Genomic DNA, 16491 nt, shown 5'->3' with positions numbered 1-16491 from the left:
GTGCTTCTCCAGAAGTTGGTTCAAATAGAGTCTAATAACCAGGGCCGCTTAATTTGCAGCGGGTTCTGTATGAAAAGAGAAGGGAGAGTAAAGAATGGCGAAAGACGATGTAATTGAAATTGAAGGTACTGTAGTTGAAACTTTGCCTAACGCTATGTTTAAGGTAGAATTAGAAAATGGCCATACTGTTCTTGCCCACGTATCTGGAAAGATCCGTATGCATTTTATCCGCATTCTGCCTGGAGATAAGGTAACTGTTGAACTTTCTCCTTACGATTTAACGCGCGGACGTATTACTTACCGCTATAAATAACTTATGCACTCCGGACTATAAGGAGGTTGGAAAAAATGAAAGTTAGACCATCAGTAAAGCCAATCTGTGAGAAATGTAAAGTCATTCGCAGACGCGGCAAAGTAATGGTTATTTGTGAAAACCCTAAACATAAACAAAAACAAGGTTAATCTGAATAGGAGGTGCACATTCATATGGCACGTGTAGCAGGTGTTGATATTCCACGCGACAAGCGTGTAGTTATCTCATTAACTTACATCTTTGGTATTGGCAGACCGACTGCCCAAAAAATCCTGGCTGAAGCCGGTGTTTCTGAAGACACTCGTGTACGTGATCTGACAGAAGACGAATTAAATAAAATTCGTGATATCATTGACAAATTAAAAGTTGAGGGTGATCTTCGCCGTGAAGTATCTCTTAACATTAAACGTTTAATGGAGATCGGTTCTTACCGCGGTATCCGTCATCGTCGTGGCTTGCCAGTTCGTGGACAAAATACGAAGAACAATGCTCGTACTCGTAAAGGTCCTCGTAAAACTGTAGCTAACAAGAAAAAATAATAGGTAAAGGAGGTCAATGTAAGACATGGCTCGTAAACAACAATCTCGTAAGCGTCGTGTGAAAAAGAATATCGAATTAGGTATTGCACACATTCGCTCAACATTTAACAATACAATCGTAACAATTACAGACGTTCATGGTAATGCTCTCGCTTGGTCTAGTGCAGGTGCCCTTGGATTTAGAGGCTCTCGTAAATCTACTCCATTCGCGGCTCAAATGGCTGCTGAAACAGCTGCGAAAGCATCAATGGAACATGGCATGAAATCTCTTGAAGTAACAGTTAAAGGTCCTGGTTCTGGCCGTGAAGCTGCTATTCGTGCTTTACAAGCTGCAGGTCTTGAAGTAACTGCTATTAAGGACGTTACTCCTGTTCCTCACAACGGATGCCGCCCTCCAAAACGTCGCCGTGTTTAATTTTCCTGTATAATAATTATATCTTTGGCAATAATGGGATATAATTGAATGTTGCGCTCGTTACAGGACTACTAAACCAGTTGTGGTGCACAGTCGGGAACGTAAACATGGGGAAATTTCGGTTGAACCATCTAAGCCGGAGTTTCGACGTATTGAAGGAGGTATAATTGAATGATCGAAATTGAAAAGCCAAAAATTGAAACGGTCGAGATCAGCGATGATGCCACTCATGGGAAATTCGTTGTAGAACCACTTGAGCGTGGGTATGGTACAACTTTGGGTAACTCCTTACGTCGCATACTATTATCTTCACTTCCAGGTGCTGCTGTTACATCCATTCAAATTGATGGAGTACTGCATGAATTTTCAACTGTTGAAGGTGTCGTGGAAGATGTTACATCTATTATCTTAAACATTAAGAAACTGGCGCTTAAAATCTACTCGGATGAGGAGAAAACGCTAGAGATAGATGTACAGGGAAGCGGTGTAGTGACGGCTGCTGATATTACGCATGACAGTGATGTAGAGATTTTAAATCCTGATTTGCATATTGCTACTTTAGGAGAAAACGCTCATTTCCGTATGCGTCTTACTGCACAGCGTGGAAGAGGCTATAATCCTGCTGATCAAAATAAAAAGGAAGATCATCCAATTGGTGTCATTCCAGTTGACTCCATCTACACTCCGGTTGCCCGTGTAAACTATCAAGTGGAAAGCACTCGCGTGGGGCAGTTAACGAATTATGATAAACTCTCATTGGATGTGTGGACTGATGGCAGTATCGGCCCGAAAGAAGCTATTTCTTTAGGTGCCAAAATCTTAACTGAGCACTTAAACATCTTCGTTGGTTTAACAGACGAAGCTCAAAATGCTGAAATTATGGTAGAAAAAGAAGAAGACCAAAAAGAAAAAGTTCTTGAAATGACAATTGAAGAACTTGATCTCTCCGTCCGTTCTTATAACTGCTTAAAGCGTGCTGGCATCAATACGGTGCAAGAGCTTGCTAATAAGAGTGAAGAAGATATGATGAAGGTCCGAAATCTTGGCCGTAAGTCACTTGAAGAAGTGAAGGCAAAGCTGGATGAGCTCGGATTAGGCCTGAAAAAAGAAGATTGATCATCTAATAAAAGTAAAACTCAACAAAGGAGGGTATCTTCATGGCTTACAGAAAGCTAGGACGTACAAGCGCTCAACGTAAAGCGATGCTTCGTGATTTAACAACTGACTTGATCATCAGTGAGCGTATTGAAACAACTGAAGCACGCGCAAAAGAGCTTCGCTCAGTTGTCGAAAAAATGATTACACTTGGTAAACGCGGTGATTTACATGCACGCCGCCAAGCAGCTGCATTCCTTCGCAATGAAGTAGCATCAACTGTTGAAGTTGAAGGAAAAGACGGCAAAATGAAAGAAAAACCAGTTTATGCATTGCAAAAACTTTTCTCTGATGTAGCTCCTCGTTATAACGAGCGCCAAGGCGGTTATACGCGCATCATGAAAATCGGTCCTCGTCGTGGTGACGGTGCACCAATGGTTATTATTGAGCTTGTTTAATTTTCGATAAAACCACAACAAGGGCAGAACCTTCCAGCGTGGCTGTGTTTTGCCCTTTTCTTATAACTTTCGTTAAAGACTGAATCATTTGAAGCTTGAGCGTTACGATGAGCATTCGTTTAGATGACTCGTCTAGCTCATGTACCCCTTCCACTCTTAACCAGTTTAAGAGGCTGCTTTACGGGCAGGAATTTTTTCCTTGGAATGGGGTGCGGGCTTTTTTTGTATTCAGAATCTTTTGTCCGTCTATTCAACTGAGAAAAGAGGGAAGTCATGAAAGAGACGATTATTTCGATTAACCATGTCGACTTTCGTTATCCAGAGCAGCAGGAATACGCTTTAAAAGATATTACATTAAGTGTGGCGAAAGGTGAGTGGCTGGCGATTGTCGGTCACAATGGCTCAGGAAAATCGACGCTTGCGAAAATGCTGAACGGCCTCCACTATCCGCAAGAAGGCGAGGTAACAATCTGTAATTTCCCCTTGAAAGATGAGTTTGTCTGGGACATACGCAGACGCCTTGGCATGGTATTTCAAAACCCTGACAATCAATTTGTCGGCACGACAGTACAAGATGATGTGGCTTTTGGGTTAGAAAATAATGGAGTATTGCATGAAGTGATGGTAGAGCGAGTAGAAAAATCACTTCAGCGCGTAGGCATGCTGGATTTTCTGAATCAAGAGCCGCACCATCTTTCCGGTGGACAGAAGCAGCGTGTAGCGATCGCCGGAGTGATTGCTCTTCAGCCAGACATTATTTTATTGGATGAAGCAACATCTATGCTTGATCCGCGGGGGAGAGAAGAAGTGCTTCAAACCGTCCGGCAGTTGAAGGAAGAGCAGGATTTAACCGTTATCTCCATTACGCACGACTTGGAAGAAGCCGCTCGTGCTGATCGTATTATTGTTTTAAATAAAGGATCGGTCTACCGGGAAGGCACACCAGAAGAGATTTTTCAGATGAACGAAGAGTTAGTCGAACTCGGCCTTGATGTACCCTTTCCAGTCAAATTGAGCGGAGTCCTTCGTTTGCAAGACTTCGAGATTGCGAGCAATTATTTAACAGAAGAAGAGCTGGTGAGAGAGCTATGGACATCCAACTTCAAGAAGTAGAATACCGCTATGCAGCAGGAACGCCTTTTGAACGTCTGGCTATCAAGGACGTTAGCTTTGCTATTCCAGAGGGAGTGTTTTTAGCCGTAATCGGTCACACTGGCTCTGGCAAATCAACGATTATCCAGCACCTTAATGCCTTATTGCAGCCTACAAAGGGGCAAGTAATCATTGGAGACCGGGTAATCACTGCAGGAAAGAAAGAAAAGAACTTGAAGTCCGTTCGCAAAAAAGTAGGGACGGTCTTTCAATTTCCTGAACATCAGTTATTTGAAGAAACGGTCGAAAAGGATATTTGCTATGGGCCGATCAATTTTGGTGTATCAGAGGAAGAAGCAAAAGAGCGAGCCCAATTATTAATCCGCCAGGTAGGTCTGCCTGAAGAGGTCTTGCAAAAGTCCCCTTTTGATTTATCAGGCGGCCAGATGAGACGGGTAGCAATTGCAGGTGTGTTGGCAATGGAACCGGAAGTTCTTGTGCTGGATGAGCCGACGGCTGGGTTAGATCCGCGAGGCCGGAAAGAAATTATGGACATGTTTTATGCTCTTCATAAAGAACGCGGCCTATCTACCATATTAGTCACCCACAGCATGGAGGATGCGGCTTTATATGCGGACGAGATGATTGTTATGCATAAAGGAAGAGTCCATAAGCATGGAAAGCCTCGGGAGTTGTTTTCTCAGCCAGATGAACTAGCTGCTTGTGGTCTTAGTGTTCCGGAAGTTGTTCGCTTTCAGCACCGCTTTGAGGAAGTATCTGGCATCAAGCTGGACAGAACTTGCCTGACGATTGAAGAACTGGCCGAAGAGCTAGCGCGTGCAAAAAAGCGGGGTGACGACCAATGATGGAGAAAATGATTTTTGGGCGTTATTTACCGCTTCAATCGGTCGTTCACCAGCTTGATCCGCGTGCTAAGCTGTTATTTATATTTGGATTCGTAATTGTCGTCTTTTTGGCAAATAACGTGCTCTCTTATGGCGTATTGACCGTTTTTACCCTTATGCTGGTGTATTTATCAAAGATTAATATACGTTTTTTGCTGGCTGGTCTAAAGCCGGTTATTTGGATTGTCGCTTTCACATTTTTGCTCCATATCTTTTTGACAAAAGAAGGAGATTTACTGTTTCAGGCAGGTTTTTTAAAGGTATATGAGGGCGGGGTTAGACAGGGGGCTTTCATTTCTCTGCGCTTTCTCCTATTGATCTTCGTTACGTCTTTACTTACTTTGACAACTTCCCCTATCTCTATTACAGATGGTTTGGAAAGTTTGCTAAAGCCTTTTAAAAAGCTGAAGCTGCCAGTCCACGAGTTGGCTCTGATGATGTCGATTTCTCTTCGTTTTATTCCAACCCTAATGGATGAAACAGATAAAATTATGAAAGCACAAATGGCCAGGGGAGCGGACTTTTCAAGCGGTCCGATTAAAGATAGAGTAAAAGCAGTTGTTCCGTTGTTGATTCCTTTGTTTGTCAGCTCTTTTAAGCGAGCGGAAGAGTTGGCTATAGCTATGGAAGCACGCGGCTACCGCGGGGGAGAGGGCCGGACGAAGTATCGTCTCTTGCACTGGCAGGGGAAAGACACAGCAGCCCTAGTTCTGCTGATAGTACTGGCTGCCCTGTTGTGGTGGGCAAGAAGTTAATGGAGTGATAATATGCTGCGAGTGAAATGCACGATTGCTTATGATGGAGCCCGATTTTCCGGCTACCAGGTACAACCGCACAGTCGCACTGTCCAGGAGGAGTTGGAGAAAGCACTGGCTGTTATTCATAAGGGAAGGGAAGTAAGAGTGACAGCATCCGGACGGACGGATGCGGGTGTTCATGCGAGAGGGCAAGTAATCCATTTTGATACACCGCTCTCTGTTCCGGATGACCGCTGGCCGTCGGCGCTTAACAGCCGTCTTCCTGATGATATAGCTGTAAAACAAGCTGAAATCGTTGCTGATTCCTTTCATGCGCGTTTTTCAGCGGTCGGTAAAGAGTACCGTTATAAAATTTATCAGAATGCAGTTCGCGATCCTTTTAACCGCTTTTATGCTTGTCATTCCCCGGTAGAATTGGATGCTTCGCTTATGCAAGAGGCCGCTCACTCGTTAATTGGCACTCATGACTTTACAAGCTTCTGTTCAGCGAAAACAGAAGTAGAGGATAAAGTAAGAACCATTACTAAGCTGGAGGTTATCCAAAGCGGAGAAGAAATAGAACTGCGGGTGGCCGGAAACGGATTTTTATATAATATGGTCCGTATCATTGCTGGGACATTAATGGAAGCAGGCAAGGGAAAGTTGAGCCCTGAAGACATGCCGTCTATTCTTGCCGGCTGCGACCGTTCACTGGCAGGAAAAACCGCACCGGCAGAAGGATTGTATTTATGGAAAGTACTTTATTAAGCTTTCTAATACATCGGTTGCCATGGCAACTAGCCCGGGTGTCACATTTTTTCTTGACATTGACTCTAGGAAGTTATATTATATCCTATGGTACGTTATTTAACCCCACGATAAGCCCCGGAAACTTATTCGTGATATAAATAAAATACGATGAACATTGAAACAATTAATTTATTTTTAGGAGGGCAAATACCAATGCGTACGACTTATATGGCAAAAGCAGGCGAAATCGAACGTAAATGGTACGTGATCGACGCTGCAGGCCAAACACTAGGCCGTCTTTCCAGCGAAGTTGCGTCTATTTTACGCGGTAAACATAAACCAACATTCACACCACATGTTGACACTGGTGATCATGTTATTATCATCAATGCAGAAAAAATCGAATTAACAGGCAACAAATTAGCGGACAAAATTTACTACCGTCACAGCATGTATCCAGGCGGTTTGAAAACTCGTACTGCTAACGAAATGCGCACAAACTACCCTGAAAGAATGCTTGAGCTTGCAATCAAAGGCATGCTTCCAAAAGGTTCTTTAGGTCGTCAAATGGCTAAAAAATTACACGTATACGCTGGTTCTGAACATAAGCACCAAGCTCAACAACCGGAAGTTTACGAACTTCGCGGCTAATTATTAAGAGGAGGTTATTATCTTGGCACAAGTTCAATATATCGGAACAGGTCGCCGCAAGAGCTCTGTTGCTCGTGTGCGCTTAGTACCTGGAGACGGAAGAATCGTCATCAATGGACGTGACGTAGAAGACTATATCCCATTCGAAGCATTACGTACAGTAATCAAGCAGCCGCTTGTAGCAACTGAAACAACTGGCAGCTATGATGTACTTGTAAACGTACAAGGAGGCGGCTACACTGGACAAGCGGGAGCGATCCGTCATGGTATCGCACGTGCGCTTCTTCATGTAGACCCTGAGTACCGTGCAGTATTAAAACGCGCTGGCTACTTAACTCGTGATGCACGTATGAAAGAACGTAAAAAATACGGTCTTAAAGCAGCTCGTCGTGCACCTCAGTTCTCAAAACGTTAATTATTGGCGTTTTCAAAGGCTCTCAACCATTTTGGTTGGGGGTCTTTTTTGTTTGGCACGCAGAGAAGAAGGGCGTCCCCCATAGATTCTCGAATAAAAAAAAACGACCGGCTGTTCTTAGAGAGCCGGTCGTTTCGCTTATTTGTAGGTTTCATAGTAGGCGGTCCGCTTGGCGTCATCGAAGCGGTGTTCCCACTTGGAAATAACGATAGTTGCCAAGGAATTCCCAACCACATTGACAACGGTACGCGCCATATCGAGCAGTCGATCGATCCCTGCGATGAAGGCCAATCCTTCGAGCGGGATGCCGACCGAGCCGAGTGTAGCCAACAGAACGACAAATGACACGCCCGGCACACCGGCGATTCCTTTCGAGGTGACCATGAGCACCAGGACAAGAGTGATCTGATGAGTGATGCTCAAATGGATATCGTACATCTGGGCGATAAACAAGGCGGCGATAGCCTGATAAAGCGTGGAACCGTCCAAGTTAAATGAATAGCCCGTCGGAACGACAAATGATACGATATCTTTTGGACTGCCGAACCTTTCCATTTTTTCGATGATTTTTGGCAATACGGTCTCCGAGCTAGACGTTGAATAGGCGAGCAACAATTCATCTTTCAGGACACGAAGGAGATGGAAGATATTAATGCCTATTAGTTTTGCGATTCCACCCAGCACAAATAAGATAAAGAAAATCATGGTGGCGTAGACGAGAATCATGAGCTTTCCGAGCGGCACTAACGAGGCTAGGCCGAATTTTGAAACTGTCACGGCAATCAGTCCAAAGACGCCGAACGGAGCAAAACGCATGATTAAGTTCGTCACCCAGAACATGGCATCTGCCACTCCCTCGAAGAAGACCAGCACCGGTTTCCCTTTATCACCAATCGCTGCAATTCCCAGTCCAAAGAGGACTGTGAAGAAAATGATTTGCAACATATCGGCATTCGCCATTGAGCTCACAATGTTTGTTGGAACGATGTCCACAAGAATCTGTAGGGGACCGTGATCCTCGCTCTCTACTTCTTTCGTTGTTTTCATATATTCGTCGATATTGCCTTTTTCTAGGCTTGACATATCAATCCCGGAGCCAGGATGGAACAAATTCGCAGACAGCAGGCCGACTAAGATAGCCACAGTCGTCACTGCTTCAAAATAGAGAATCGTTTTCCCGCCGATTTTGCCTAATTGTTTCAGGTCTCCGGTGCCTGCCACTCCTAAGACAAGCGTGGAGATGATAATCGGCACGACGATCATTTTGATCATATTTAGAAATATCGTTCCTAGGGGCTGCAGATACTTTTCTACACCCGGATGCCCGTAAAATACCGCTCCAACGATAATCCCTAAAATTAAGCCAGCTAAAATTTGATAAGCCAGTGAAAACCTGAACTTCTTTTTCATATTGTTACCCTACTTTCTCATCCTCTTTGATCTCTAAACCTATGTCTTTTCCTTTCTTCCCTGTTTTAAAATTTTTCACACCTTTGTAATAAAATATTTTATCAATAAGAAAAATACCTAAATTTTCCACGCGCGATGAAGGAACGGATCAATTGTACGTTTGTGCATGGAACAATGCGGGCCGAAAAGGGGAAGTGGGAACCCATTTGGACACTATCATTATGATGCCAAATGGGCTGTTCTTTTATGAAGAAGCGGGCGATAGGCTAGGTGTATAAAGTGTAAAAGGGATTTTTATTCACGGAGAGGAGATCACAATCGGTGTTTGACCTGCAAAAGTTATTTGTACAGCTTACCCCGCCTGCTACATTTGTTCAGCCGGCAGAAGGAAGAAAATATACGCTCACCCATTCGGATGTGACAGCTAAATTATTTTTGGACGTTGGATATGTATATAACTGCAAGGCAATCAATTGGAAAATGCGGGATGAAGTGCTGGCCGAGTGGAAAAAAGATTGGGAAGGCCGGTTGTATTTGGCCGGGAAGGCGTATGTAGATAGTGGAGAGTTTAGGAAAGAGGTTTCAGGTCTCCGGTTTAATCTATTCCAGAAAGAAATCGGTACAGCGATAACAGGAATCGTATATGGCGACTGGCCGTTTTACTATAACTATCCGGCTTTGCTAGATGCTCCTATCTTTGTCTACTATGATTCCACTTATCCGGAGTACAGTCACGTTTTTTACTATGGCACACCCCGTCAATATGTAAAACAAATTTCTTCGGGATTCCGATTAGCCAGGCTATGATCTTTGGTATTATAGCTTTTCGTGGTGAAGGTGACAAGTTCAGCCATGAATATGAAAGTAAGGAAAAGGAGACGCTAATAGTAGTTTGCTGTCACTAAGGAAAAGAGGTGAGGAGATGGCTAAGCGGAAAGCAGAGAGAAATGCAGTAGAGAAATATGCGAAAACCCCAAAGAAGAACATTGAGGAAGCTGATTACTCTGTAGAGTTTGCGGATGGAGAAGATCCGATGAAAGGAGCAAATCGGAACTCTAACCTTGGGAGAAAAGGGCGAGGCAATGAGTAAGAATCAATCATAAGCCCATAAAGCAAGGAAGCAGAAAAGAAAGGGTCGGTCCAGCTTTTTTATATACTCACTCATAATTCCCTCACTTGTCCCATATGATGTCAACAGGAGAGGAAAAGGGGGAGTTGGATGAGAGGATGGAAAAGATGGATTGCTTTCTTGCTGAGCGGTGCCATCCTTGTTTTTGTCATTCAATTTTTAAACACTAATTATATGTCTTGGAAGCCATGGAGTATGCCACTTTCAGGAAAAATTATCTATTTAGATGCCGGGCATGGCGGACCGGATGGCGGAGCGGGAGATAGGGACACGCTGGAAAAAGATATTGCTCTGGCAGTCACTAAGAAAGTTCGCGATTATTTGCAGGAGCAGGGAGCGATCGTTTTAATGACAAGAGAGAAGGATGTAGACCTAGCTCCTTCAGATATACAATCATACCGCTCGCGAAAAACGGAGGATTTAAAAAAACGGCTTCAGTTAATTAATGATTCTGAAGCGGACCTTTTTGTAAGCATTCATTTAAATGCCATTCCTTCCCCGCGCTGGAGAGGGGCACAAACTTTTTATGCCCCGCATATAGAGGAAAATAAAGAATTAGCGAAGGCTCTCCAATATGAACTTGTCTTAAATCTTGAAAATACGAATAGAGAAGCAAAAGCCATTAACCATGTCTATTTGCTAAAGTATGCAAAAAAGCCAGGAGCGTTGGTTGAGATTGGTTTTCTTTCCAACCCTGAAGAGAAGCGGAATTTGTCAACGGAAGAATACCAGGAGAAAGTGGCAGCATCTATTTATAAAGGGATTATGAAACATATGGATGACAAAGAGGGATAAGGACAAGAGAGTCCTGCCCTTTTTTTGATGGGTGGTTATGGTATACTGTAAGAGAAATGAAAGAGATAAAGGATGGTGGATAGTTTGGTAACGCCAGAACAAGTACGAGATATTCTAAGTCAAATGAACGACCCCATTTTACATAAAACGTTGGCAGAAACAAACGGTATTGTCGATATTAGTGTCAAAGAAGAAAAGCAGCATGTAAGTGTCAAAGTAGCCATTGCCCAGACAGGCACGGCAGAACAACTGCCGTTCCAAATGCAAATTGTTGAAGCGTTAAAAGCAGCGGGCGCACAAACAGTTGGTATTCGCTTTTCAGAGCTTCCGGAAGATGTGCTTGCCAGGTACCGCAGTTCAGAAAGCCATCAGGATCATAATCTGTTGTCGCCGGATAGTCAGACAACGTTCATCGCTATTGCAAGCGGAAAGGGCGGTGTCGGTAAATCGACTGTTTCCGTCAACCTTGCTGTAGCTCTTGCCCGTTTAGGGAAGAAGGTTGGACTCGTGGATGCTGATATTTACGGGTTTAGCGTACCGGATATGATGGGAATTGAGCAACGTCCTGTTGTCCGTGGAGATAAAATCGTCCCTGTTGAGCGCTTTGGCGTAAAGGTTATTTCTATGGGCTTCTTTGTGGAAGACAATGCTCCTGTTATTTGGCGTGGTCCGATGCTCGGAAAAATGCTCAATAACTTCTTCCAAGAAGTAGAATGGGGGGAGTTGGATTACTTGTTGCTTGATTTGCCGCCGGGAACAGGCGACGTAGCGCTTGATGTTCACTCGATGATCCCTCATTCCAAGGAAATCATTGTCTCTACCCCGCATCCGACGGCCGCTTTCGTTGCAGCCCGGGCCGGAGCTATGGCTTTACGGACGGATCATGAAGTTATTGGCGTCATTGAAAACATGGCTTACTTTGAAAGCAAGAAGACGGGAGAAAAGGAATACGTATTCGGGCGCGGAGGCGGAGACAAATTGGCAGAAGAGCTTCGTACGGAAATATTAGGGCGCCTGCCGCTTGAACAGCCAGATTGGAATGAAGAAGAGTTCGCTCCGTCCATTTATGCGGCCGATCACAGGCTTGGGAAGATTTATCAAGAAATCGCAGAAAAAGTAGTCAATAAATTAAACGACAAATAAAAAAAGACAGCCGGTGAGAATCCTCCCGGCTGTTTTAGTTGTAGGAAAAGGCTTTGTACATCTATCAGTGGGTAAAGGAGTGTTAAGGTTTAATCTTGGATCAAGAGCTTCCGCCTTGCTTCTTCTCTTTTCCCCCGCCTGCGTTTGCTTCTTCTGCTGCCGCTTTCAGTAAAATATCCTGTATTTTTGCTTTATATAAAGGACTCTCGAAAGTCTCATTCATTATTTTTTGCAAGTGCTCACGGTATTCTTTACTCTTCATCAGTTGTGTTACATTTTTCTCGTATTCTGGGTCCTGCATAATACTGAGCATCATGTCCTGATATTGAGGATCTTTCATAAGCGTCTTTAATAAATCCTCTTGTTCATTCCTCATTCCCTTAGCAATGGCGCTGGCAAATGCCGGATCTTTAAAAGCTTCTTTCCAGAACTTTTTGCCTTTTTCGGAGGTTAGGGTGTCTTCAATCGTTTTAGTGATCATTTCCTGATCCATGACGAGTTGTTGCTTTACTTTTTCATCCTCCATCATGTCTTGAAGAGCCTTTTTTCCATCATCTGTTTTTAATATATCAACGACCATTTTTTTGGTCGCATCATAATCCATTTGAGCCGTTCCAGCATCGGCCGCACCCCCTCCGCAAGCCGCCAAGAAAAAAACGAGAAAGAGGAGCGGCAAGACAGGTTTCCACATAAAGAAGCTCCTTTCTAGCCTTTTCTTATTTTTAATATGAGCAGTGACAAAGAAATTATTCAAGGCTGCAGCCGTGCCTAGATTTTTTTTATCTTCATTGTTACAATCAGGAGAGCATAACTATATAGTTGGGGGTAACAAGGTGACAATCCGGAATTGGATCAGGTTTTTTGTACATACATTATTGATTGGCGGAGTAGCTGCCAGCATTCTCGGCTTTTTTATTCGCTGGGATGAATTATCTCCGTTAATCAGTACAGGGGGATGGAAAGATCTTTTTTCTATTTTAACTTGGCATGTGTTTGTTGGGTTTACATTTAGCGTAATTAGTCAAATGGGTTTTTTTGCTTATTTAACTGTTCATCAATTTGGAGCAAGCATGTTCCGGTCATTTTGGAATAGTGTACAGTTTGTCATTATCGCATTTGTTTTATTCGATCTTATCTATTTTCGCTTTCAAGCATTTGCTGATAAAGGGGAATCTATTTTTCCCTACATTGGCTTAGCTGTCTTGCTTTTTGTAATTGGTCTGATAGTTTCATTTTTCAAAGCGAAGCAATCCAACAAGAGCGTATTCATTTCTGCTTTGTTTTTTATGGTAGTGGTTACTGTTCTAGAATGGTTGCCGGTACTTCAGGCGAATGAAACGAGATGGCTGTATATTATGTTGTTTACTCTATTGCCATGTAATGCCTTTCAGTTGCTGGCTTTGCCTAAATATAATCAACGCCCATCTAAAAAAAGCGGAGCCTAAAGGCCCTGCTTTTTTGTTTTGAATTAGGGGATAAGTTTGGTTTCGACTTCTCCATTGGCGATTAGTTCCGATACTGTTACCAGTTTGTCGGATGATCTTGAGATATCAATAATTTGTGGAAGAACAGCATTTGTTTGTTTAGCTGAATCGGATGCGTGCATAAAGATAATATCACCGTTTTTGGCTGCTTTCACCTTAGATAGAATTGAAGCAGTTCCTGGGTTTCTCCAATCATTTGTATCAATGCTCCAGTGCACATAAGTCAAATTCATTTCGTTTACGATCTTTAATACCTCTTGGTTAAAGTGGCCTGTCGGTGCTCGAACTAATTTAATTTCTTCGATTTGCAGCTTTTTAAATACTTCTTGAGCTTTAAGCAAGTCTTTCCTAATTTCAGCTTTTTCCATAGACGTGTAGTCGACATAGTTATAACCTAACAAGCCAATTTCAAAGTGGTGATCTTTCATTTTTTTCACGAGATCTGGATGGCGTTCTGCCCAAGAAGCTGACAAGAAAAAGGTTGCTTTAGCTTTATGACGAATGAGCGTATGCAAAATCTGTCCCGCTTTTTCATCGCCCCATCCAATGTCAAAAGTTAAAGCTATTCCATTTTCTCCCTTATAAATTGCTTTTGGAGACTCTTTTTCTAAAAAAACAGGAATACTTAAAAGATTTTGGGTAAACAATAAAATAGCTGTAAAGAATGAAACTGAAATAAGTAACAAGAACTGCTTCGTTTTTTTCATATGCACACTATAAAAGAACGTCATGTTCTCCCTCCGCTAAAATCATCTTATTCAACTTTATGAGCATGTACACAAATATTATGACAAACAAATAGATTTGCCGAATAGCATAGTAGTATGACATTGAATAAAAAAGAAAAACGGGTGATGAGATGCTGGCATTGTTAATTAGCGAAGAAGAAAAGCGAGAAATTTATTATTTGATCAAGCGGGAAATGGATGAAATACTATTCGATCTCGGTGATTCAAGGATAGATGAGTCCGTTAAGCGCTCTATGAAGAAAAAATACGTGCGGCTGTTTAAATTGTTTAAAAGAGTAGCTGCTGAAGAAGAATGTATGAAGTACTTAGCCTATAAAATGTCGGCTGAAAAAGAGCAATCGTCAGCTTCTTCCTTTGATGCCTGACATAAAAGGATCATTTATGGAATCTGGAGAAAAGGGGTTTTTCGCATAATACGCAAAAAGAATGATGGAGAGAAGGAAAGAGCCTATTCAAGACAGTTAAAAGGTATAGTAAAAAGGAGTAATTGGCCATTTACAAAGAAGAGGCAGGGCTAGTCATTCTGTAGAGAGATTAGCCTTTTTTCTATTGAATAATGATTTGTTATGAGTGAAAAAATTTATTATAAAATAACTTGTTGACAAAAATCTTTTGTGTGTGTTAAATTACTAATTGTCGCTGAAAACAAAGCAGCTGATGAAAGATTTGAAAATAAAAAATAACTGTTGACTTGAAAATGGTAAAAGTGTTATGATGATCAAGTCGCTGTTAAAGACAAAAGAAAAATTGATCTTTGAAAACTGAACAAAATACATGCCAGTAAGTTAATTCTTATTTTTAAATTATGAGCAAGTCAAACATCTTTTTGGAGAGTTTGATCCTGGCTCAGGACGAACGCTGGCGGCGTGCCTAATACATGCAAGTCGAGCGGACTTGACGGAGCTTGCTCTGTTCAAGTTAGCGGCGGACGGGTGAGTAACACGTGGGTAACCTGCCTGTAAGACTGGGATAACTCCGGGAAACCGGGGCTAATACCGGATATTCTTTTTCTTCGCATGAAGAAGAATGGAAAGGCGGCTTTTAGCTGTCACTTACAGATGGACCCGCGGCGCATTAGCTAGTTGGTGAGGTAACGGCTCACCAAGGCGACGATGCGTAGCCGACCTGAGAGGGTGATCGGCCACACTGGGACTGAGACACGGCCCAGACTCCTACGGGAGGCAGCAGTAGGGAATCTTCCGCAATGGACGAAAGTCTGACGGAGCAACGCCGCGTGAGTGAAGAAGGTTTTCGGATCGTAAAGCTCTGTTGTCAGGGAAGAACAAGTACCAAAGTAACTGTTGGTACCTTGACGGTACCTGACCAGAAAGCCACGGCTAACTACGTGCCAGCAGCCGCGGTAATACGTAGGTGGCAAGCGTTGTCCGGAATTATTGGGCGTAAAGCGCGCGCAGGCGGCTTCTTAAGTCTGATGTGAAAGCCCACGGCTCAACCGTGGAGGGTCATTGGAAACTGGGAGGCTTGAGTGCAGAAGAGGAGAGCGGAATTCCACGTGTAGCGGTGAAATGCGTAGAGATGTGGAGGAACACCAGTGGCGAAGGCGGCTCTCTGGTCTGTAACTGACGCTGAGGCGCGAAAGCGTGGGGAGCGAACAGGATTAGATACCCTGGTAGTCCACGCCGTAAACGATGAGTGCTAAGTGTTGGAGGGTTTCCGCCCTTCAGTGCTGCAGCTAACGCATTAAGCACTCCGCCTGGGGAGTACGGCCGCAAGGCTGAAACTCAAAGGAATTGACGGGGGCCCGCACAAGCGGTGGAGCATGTGGTTTAATTCGAAGCAACGCGAAGAACCTTACCAGGTCTTGACATCCCGCTGACCGGTCTGGAGACAGATCTTTCCCTTCGGGGACAGCGGTGACAGGTGGTGCATGGTTGTCGTCAGCTCGTGTCGTGAGATGTTGGGTTAAGTCCCGCAACGAGCGCAACCCTTGATCTTAGTTGCCAGCATTCAGTTGGGCACTCTAAGGTGACTGCCGGTGACAAACCGGAGGAAGGTGGGGATGACGTCAAATCATCATGCCCCTTATGACCTGGGCTACACACGTGCTACAATGGATGGTACAAAGGGCTGCAAGACCGCAAGGTTTAGCCAATCCCATAAAACCATTCTCAGTTCGGATTGCAGGCTGCAACTCGCCTGCATGAAGCCGGAATCGCTAGTAATCGCGGATCAGCATGCCGCGGTGAATACGTTCCCGGGCCTTGTACACACCGCCCGTCACACCACGAGAGTTTGCAACACCCGAAGTCGGTGGGGTAACCCTTACGGGAGCCAGCCGCCTAAGGTGGGGCAGATGATTGGGGTGAAGTCGTAACAAGGTAGCCGTATCGGAAGGTGCGGCTGGATCACCTCCTTTCTAAGGAAATTGTGAACCGTGTCAGGCTTTTAGC

Annotated in this window: 22 protein-coding genes and 1 rRNA gene; 19 read left to right on the top strand and 4 right to left on the bottom strand. The window is 43.8% G+C overall.

Going from position 1 to position 16491, the window contains the following annotated elements; genetic code table 11:
* The first annotated feature begins 94 nt into the window (after positions 1-94).
* The 6 genes from infA to rplQ all read left to right on the top strand — a co-directional run bounded on the left by infA (position 95) and on the right by rplQ (position 2820).
* Complete coding sequence (gene infA, locus MKZ02_RS01850) at positions 95-313, top strand: translation initiation factor IF-1 (RefSeq protein WP_049659390.1); 219 nt, start codon at positions 95-97, stop codon at positions 311-313.
* Between the two features lie 35 nt (positions 314-348).
* Positions 349-462, top strand: a complete 114-nt coding sequence (gene rpmJ / locus MKZ02_RS01845; protein WP_000868344.1) for a 50S ribosomal protein L36 — start codon at positions 349-351, stop codon at positions 460-462.
* Positions 463-486: 24 nt separating this feature from the next.
* On the top strand, positions 487-852 hold the full coding sequence (gene rpsM, locus MKZ02_RS01840; protein WP_120035875.1) for a 30S ribosomal protein S13: 366 nt from the start codon (positions 487-489) through the stop codon (positions 850-852).
* A 25-nt stretch (positions 853-877) separates the two neighbouring features.
* Complete coding sequence (rpsK, locus tag MKZ02_RS01835) at positions 878-1267, top strand: 30S ribosomal protein S11 (RefSeq protein ID WP_041101845.1); 390 nt, start codon at positions 878-880, stop codon at positions 1265-1267.
* Positions 1268-1438: 171 nt separating this feature from the next.
* Positions 1439-2383, top strand: a complete 945-nt coding sequence (locus MKZ02_RS01830; RefSeq protein ID WP_340851568.1) for a DNA-directed RNA polymerase subunit alpha — start codon at positions 1439-1441, stop codon at positions 2381-2383.
* Between the two features lie 41 nt (positions 2384-2424).
* Entirely contained in the window at positions 2425-2820 is a 396-nt protein-coding gene (gene rplQ, locus MKZ02_RS01825; protein WP_120035876.1) for a 50S ribosomal protein L17, read from the top strand.
* Here rplQ and MKZ02_RS01820 read toward each other — a convergent pair.
* On the bottom strand, positions 2804-2974 hold the full coding sequence (locus MKZ02_RS01820; RefSeq protein ID WP_182917058.1) for a hypothetical protein: 171 nt from the start codon (positions 2972-2974) through the stop codon (positions 2804-2806). The two genes, rplQ and MKZ02_RS01820, sit on opposite strands and share 17 nt — an antisense overlap.
* A 119-nt stretch (positions 2975-3093) precedes the next feature.
* Between MKZ02_RS01820 and MKZ02_RS01815 the strand changes: the two genes are divergently transcribed.
* The 6 genes from MKZ02_RS01815 (at position 3094) to rpsI (ending at position 7370) form a co-directional block, all read left to right on the top strand.
* On the top strand, positions 3094-3933 hold the full coding sequence (locus MKZ02_RS01815; RefSeq protein ID WP_340851566.1) for an energy-coupling factor ABC transporter ATP-binding protein: 840 nt from the start codon (positions 3094-3096) through the stop codon (positions 3931-3933).
* Positions 3909-4778: an energy-coupling factor ABC transporter ATP-binding protein gene (locus MKZ02_RS01810; protein ID WP_120035877.1), complete on the top strand. Its 870-nt coding sequence runs from the start codon at positions 3909-3911 to the stop codon at positions 4776-4778. Before MKZ02_RS01815 ends, MKZ02_RS01810 begins: the two co-directional genes overlap by 25 nt.
* The gene (locus tag MKZ02_RS01805) at positions 4775-5572 is read left to right on the top strand and encodes an energy-coupling factor transporter transmembrane component T family protein (RefSeq protein ID WP_340851564.1); all 798 of its coding nucleotides are present in this window, start codon (positions 4775-4777) and stop codon (positions 5570-5572) included. The genes MKZ02_RS01810 and MKZ02_RS01805 overlap by 4 nt, the downstream gene beginning before the upstream one ends.
* 15 nt (positions 5573-5587) lie before the next feature.
* Positions 5588-6322, top strand: a complete 735-nt coding sequence (truA, locus tag MKZ02_RS01800) for a tRNA pseudouridine(38-40) synthase TruA (RefSeq protein ID WP_259455806.1) — start codon at positions 5588-5590, stop codon at positions 6320-6322.
* Between the two features lie 195 nt (positions 6323-6517).
* Positions 6518-6955 (top strand): 50S ribosomal protein L13, encoded by a 438-nt coding sequence (gene rplM, locus MKZ02_RS01795; protein WP_120035880.1) that lies wholly within the window; start codon positions 6518-6520, stop codon positions 6953-6955.
* 22 nt (positions 6956-6977) lie between these two features.
* The gene (rpsI, locus tag MKZ02_RS01790) at positions 6978-7370 is read left to right on the top strand and encodes a 30S ribosomal protein S9 (protein WP_120035881.1); all 393 of its coding nucleotides are present in this window, start codon (positions 6978-6980) and stop codon (positions 7368-7370) included.
* Positions 7371-7508: 138 nt separating this feature from the next.
* Here rpsI and MKZ02_RS01785 read toward each other — a convergent pair whose 3' ends face one another.
* Entirely contained in the window at positions 7509-8780 is a 1272-nt protein-coding gene (locus MKZ02_RS01785) for a cation:dicarboxylate symporter family transporter (RefSeq protein WP_120035882.1), read from the bottom strand.
* Between the two features lie 321 nt (positions 8781-9101).
* On the opposite strand from MKZ02_RS01785, the gene MKZ02_RS01780 reads away from it, so the two are divergent.
* The 4 genes from MKZ02_RS01780 (at position 9102) to MKZ02_RS01765 (ending at position 11847) form a co-directional block, all read left to right on the top strand.
* Positions 9102-9587 (top strand): staygreen family protein, encoded by a 486-nt coding sequence (locus MKZ02_RS01780; protein WP_340851562.1) that lies wholly within the window; start codon positions 9102-9104, stop codon positions 9585-9587.
* A gap of 115 nt (positions 9588-9702) precedes the next feature.
* Positions 9703-9870, top strand: coding sequence for a hypothetical protein (locus MKZ02_RS01775; protein ID WP_182917059.1), 168 nt, complete (start codon positions 9703-9705; stop codon positions 9868-9870).
* Positions 9871-9999: 129 nt separating this feature from the next.
* Entirely contained in the window at positions 10000-10704 is a 705-nt protein-coding gene (cwlD, locus tag MKZ02_RS01770) for an N-acetylmuramoyl-L-alanine amidase CwlD (protein ID WP_340851560.1), read from the top strand.
* 84 nt (positions 10705-10788) lie between these two features.
* The gene (locus MKZ02_RS01765) at positions 10789-11847 is read left to right on the top strand and encodes an Mrp/NBP35 family ATP-binding protein (protein WP_120038044.1); all 1059 of its coding nucleotides are present in this window, start codon (positions 10789-10791) and stop codon (positions 11845-11847) included.
* 100 nt (positions 11848-11947) lie between these two features.
* Here the strand turns inward: MKZ02_RS01765 and gerD are convergent, their stop codons facing one another.
* Positions 11948-12538, bottom strand: coding sequence for a spore germination lipoprotein GerD (gerD, locus tag MKZ02_RS01760; protein WP_340851559.1), 591 nt, complete (start codon positions 12536-12538; stop codon positions 11948-11950).
* Positions 12539-12680: 142 nt separating this feature from the next.
* Between gerD and MKZ02_RS01755 the strand changes: the two genes are divergently transcribed.
* The gene (locus MKZ02_RS01755) at positions 12681-13292 is read left to right on the top strand and encodes a KinB-signaling pathway activation protein (protein ID WP_340851556.1); all 612 of its coding nucleotides are present in this window, start codon (positions 12681-12683) and stop codon (positions 13290-13292) included.
* Positions 13293-13315: 23 nt separating this feature from the next.
* Here MKZ02_RS01755 and MKZ02_RS01750 read toward each other — a convergent pair whose 3' ends face one another.
* Positions 13316-14062 carry a polysaccharide deacetylase family protein gene (locus MKZ02_RS01750; RefSeq protein ID WP_120035887.1) on the bottom strand — a complete coding sequence of 249 codons (747 nt, stop codon included), beginning with the start codon at positions 14060-14062 and terminating at the stop codon, positions 13316-13318.
* A gap of 128 nt (positions 14063-14190) precedes the next feature.
* Between MKZ02_RS01750 and MKZ02_RS01745 the strand changes: the two genes are divergently transcribed.
* Positions 14191-14445, top strand: coding sequence for a hypothetical protein (locus tag MKZ02_RS01745; protein WP_120035888.1), 255 nt, complete (start codon positions 14191-14193; stop codon positions 14443-14445).
* Between the two features lie 458 nt (positions 14446-14903).
* A 16S ribosomal RNA gene (locus tag MKZ02_RS01740) occupies positions 14904-16457 on the top strand.
* The last annotated feature ends 34 nt before the right edge of the window (positions 16458-16491 follow it).

The sequence above is a fragment of the Pseudobacillus sp. FSL P4-0506 genome (assembly GCF_038003025.1).
Lineage (GTDB): Bacteria > Bacillota > Bacilli > Bacillales > Domibacillaceae > Pseudobacillus.
Note: the sequence above shows the minus strand (reverse complement) of the source record. Positions and strands in the feature narration are given on the sequence as shown.

What these genes read in the sequence shown, in the direction of transcription:
- rpsK (WP_041101845.1), top strand. Translation starts at nt 878, where the DNA reads ATGGCTCGTAAACAACAATCTCGTAAGCGTCGTGTGAAAAAGAATATC.
- MKZ02_RS01785 (WP_120035882.1), bottom strand. Translation starts at nt 8,780, where the DNA reads ATGAAAAAGAAGTTCAGGTTTTCACTGGCTTATCAAATTTTAGCTGGC.
- MKZ02_RS01805 (WP_340851564.1), top strand. Translation starts at nt 4,775, where the DNA reads ATGATGGAGAAAATGATTTTTGGGCGTTATTTACCGCTTCAATCGGTC.
- rplM (WP_120035880.1), top strand. Translation starts at nt 6,518, where the DNA reads ATGCGTACGACTTATATGGCAAAAGCAGGCGAAATCGAACGTAAATGG.
- infA (WP_049659390.1), top strand. Translation starts at nt 95, where the DNA reads ATGGCGAAAGACGATGTAATTGAAATTGAAGGTACTGTAGTTGAAACT.
- cwlD (WP_340851560.1), top strand. Translation starts at nt 10,000, where the DNA reads ATGAGAGGATGGAAAAGATGGATTGCTTTCTTGCTGAGCGGTGCCATC.
- gerD (WP_340851559.1), bottom strand. Translation starts at nt 12,538, where the DNA reads ATGTGGAAACCTGTCTTGCCGCTCCTCTTTCTCGTTTTTTTCTTGGCG.
- rpsM (WP_120035875.1), top strand. Translation starts at nt 487, where the DNA reads ATGGCACGTGTAGCAGGTGTTGATATTCCACGCGACAAGCGTGTAGTT.
- MKZ02_RS01815 (WP_340851566.1), top strand. Translation starts at nt 3,094, where the DNA reads ATGAAAGAGACGATTATTTCGATTAACCATGTCGACTTTCGTTATCCA.
- MKZ02_RS01750 (WP_120035887.1), bottom strand. Translation starts at nt 14,062, where the DNA reads ATGACGTTCTTTTATAGTGTGCATATGAAAAAAACGAAGCAGTTCTTG.
- MKZ02_RS01830 (WP_340851568.1), top strand. Translation starts at nt 1,439, where the DNA reads ATGATCGAAATTGAAAAGCCAAAAATTGAAACGGTCGAGATCAGCGAT.
- MKZ02_RS01775 (WP_182917059.1), top strand. Translation starts at nt 9,703, where the DNA reads ATGGCTAAGCGGAAAGCAGAGAGAAATGCAGTAGAGAAATATGCGAAA.
- MKZ02_RS01745 (WP_120035888.1), top strand. Translation starts at nt 14,191, where the DNA reads ATGCTGGCATTGTTAATTAGCGAAGAAGAAAAGCGAGAAATTTATTAT.
- rpmJ (WP_000868344.1), top strand. Translation starts at nt 349, where the DNA reads ATGAAAGTTAGACCATCAGTAAAGCCAATCTGTGAGAAATGTAAAGTC.
- MKZ02_RS01810 (WP_120035877.1), top strand. Translation starts at nt 3,909, where the DNA reads ATGGACATCCAACTTCAAGAAGTAGAATACCGCTATGCAGCAGGAACG.
- rplQ (WP_120035876.1), top strand. Translation starts at nt 2,425, where the DNA reads ATGGCTTACAGAAAGCTAGGACGTACAAGCGCTCAACGTAAAGCGATG.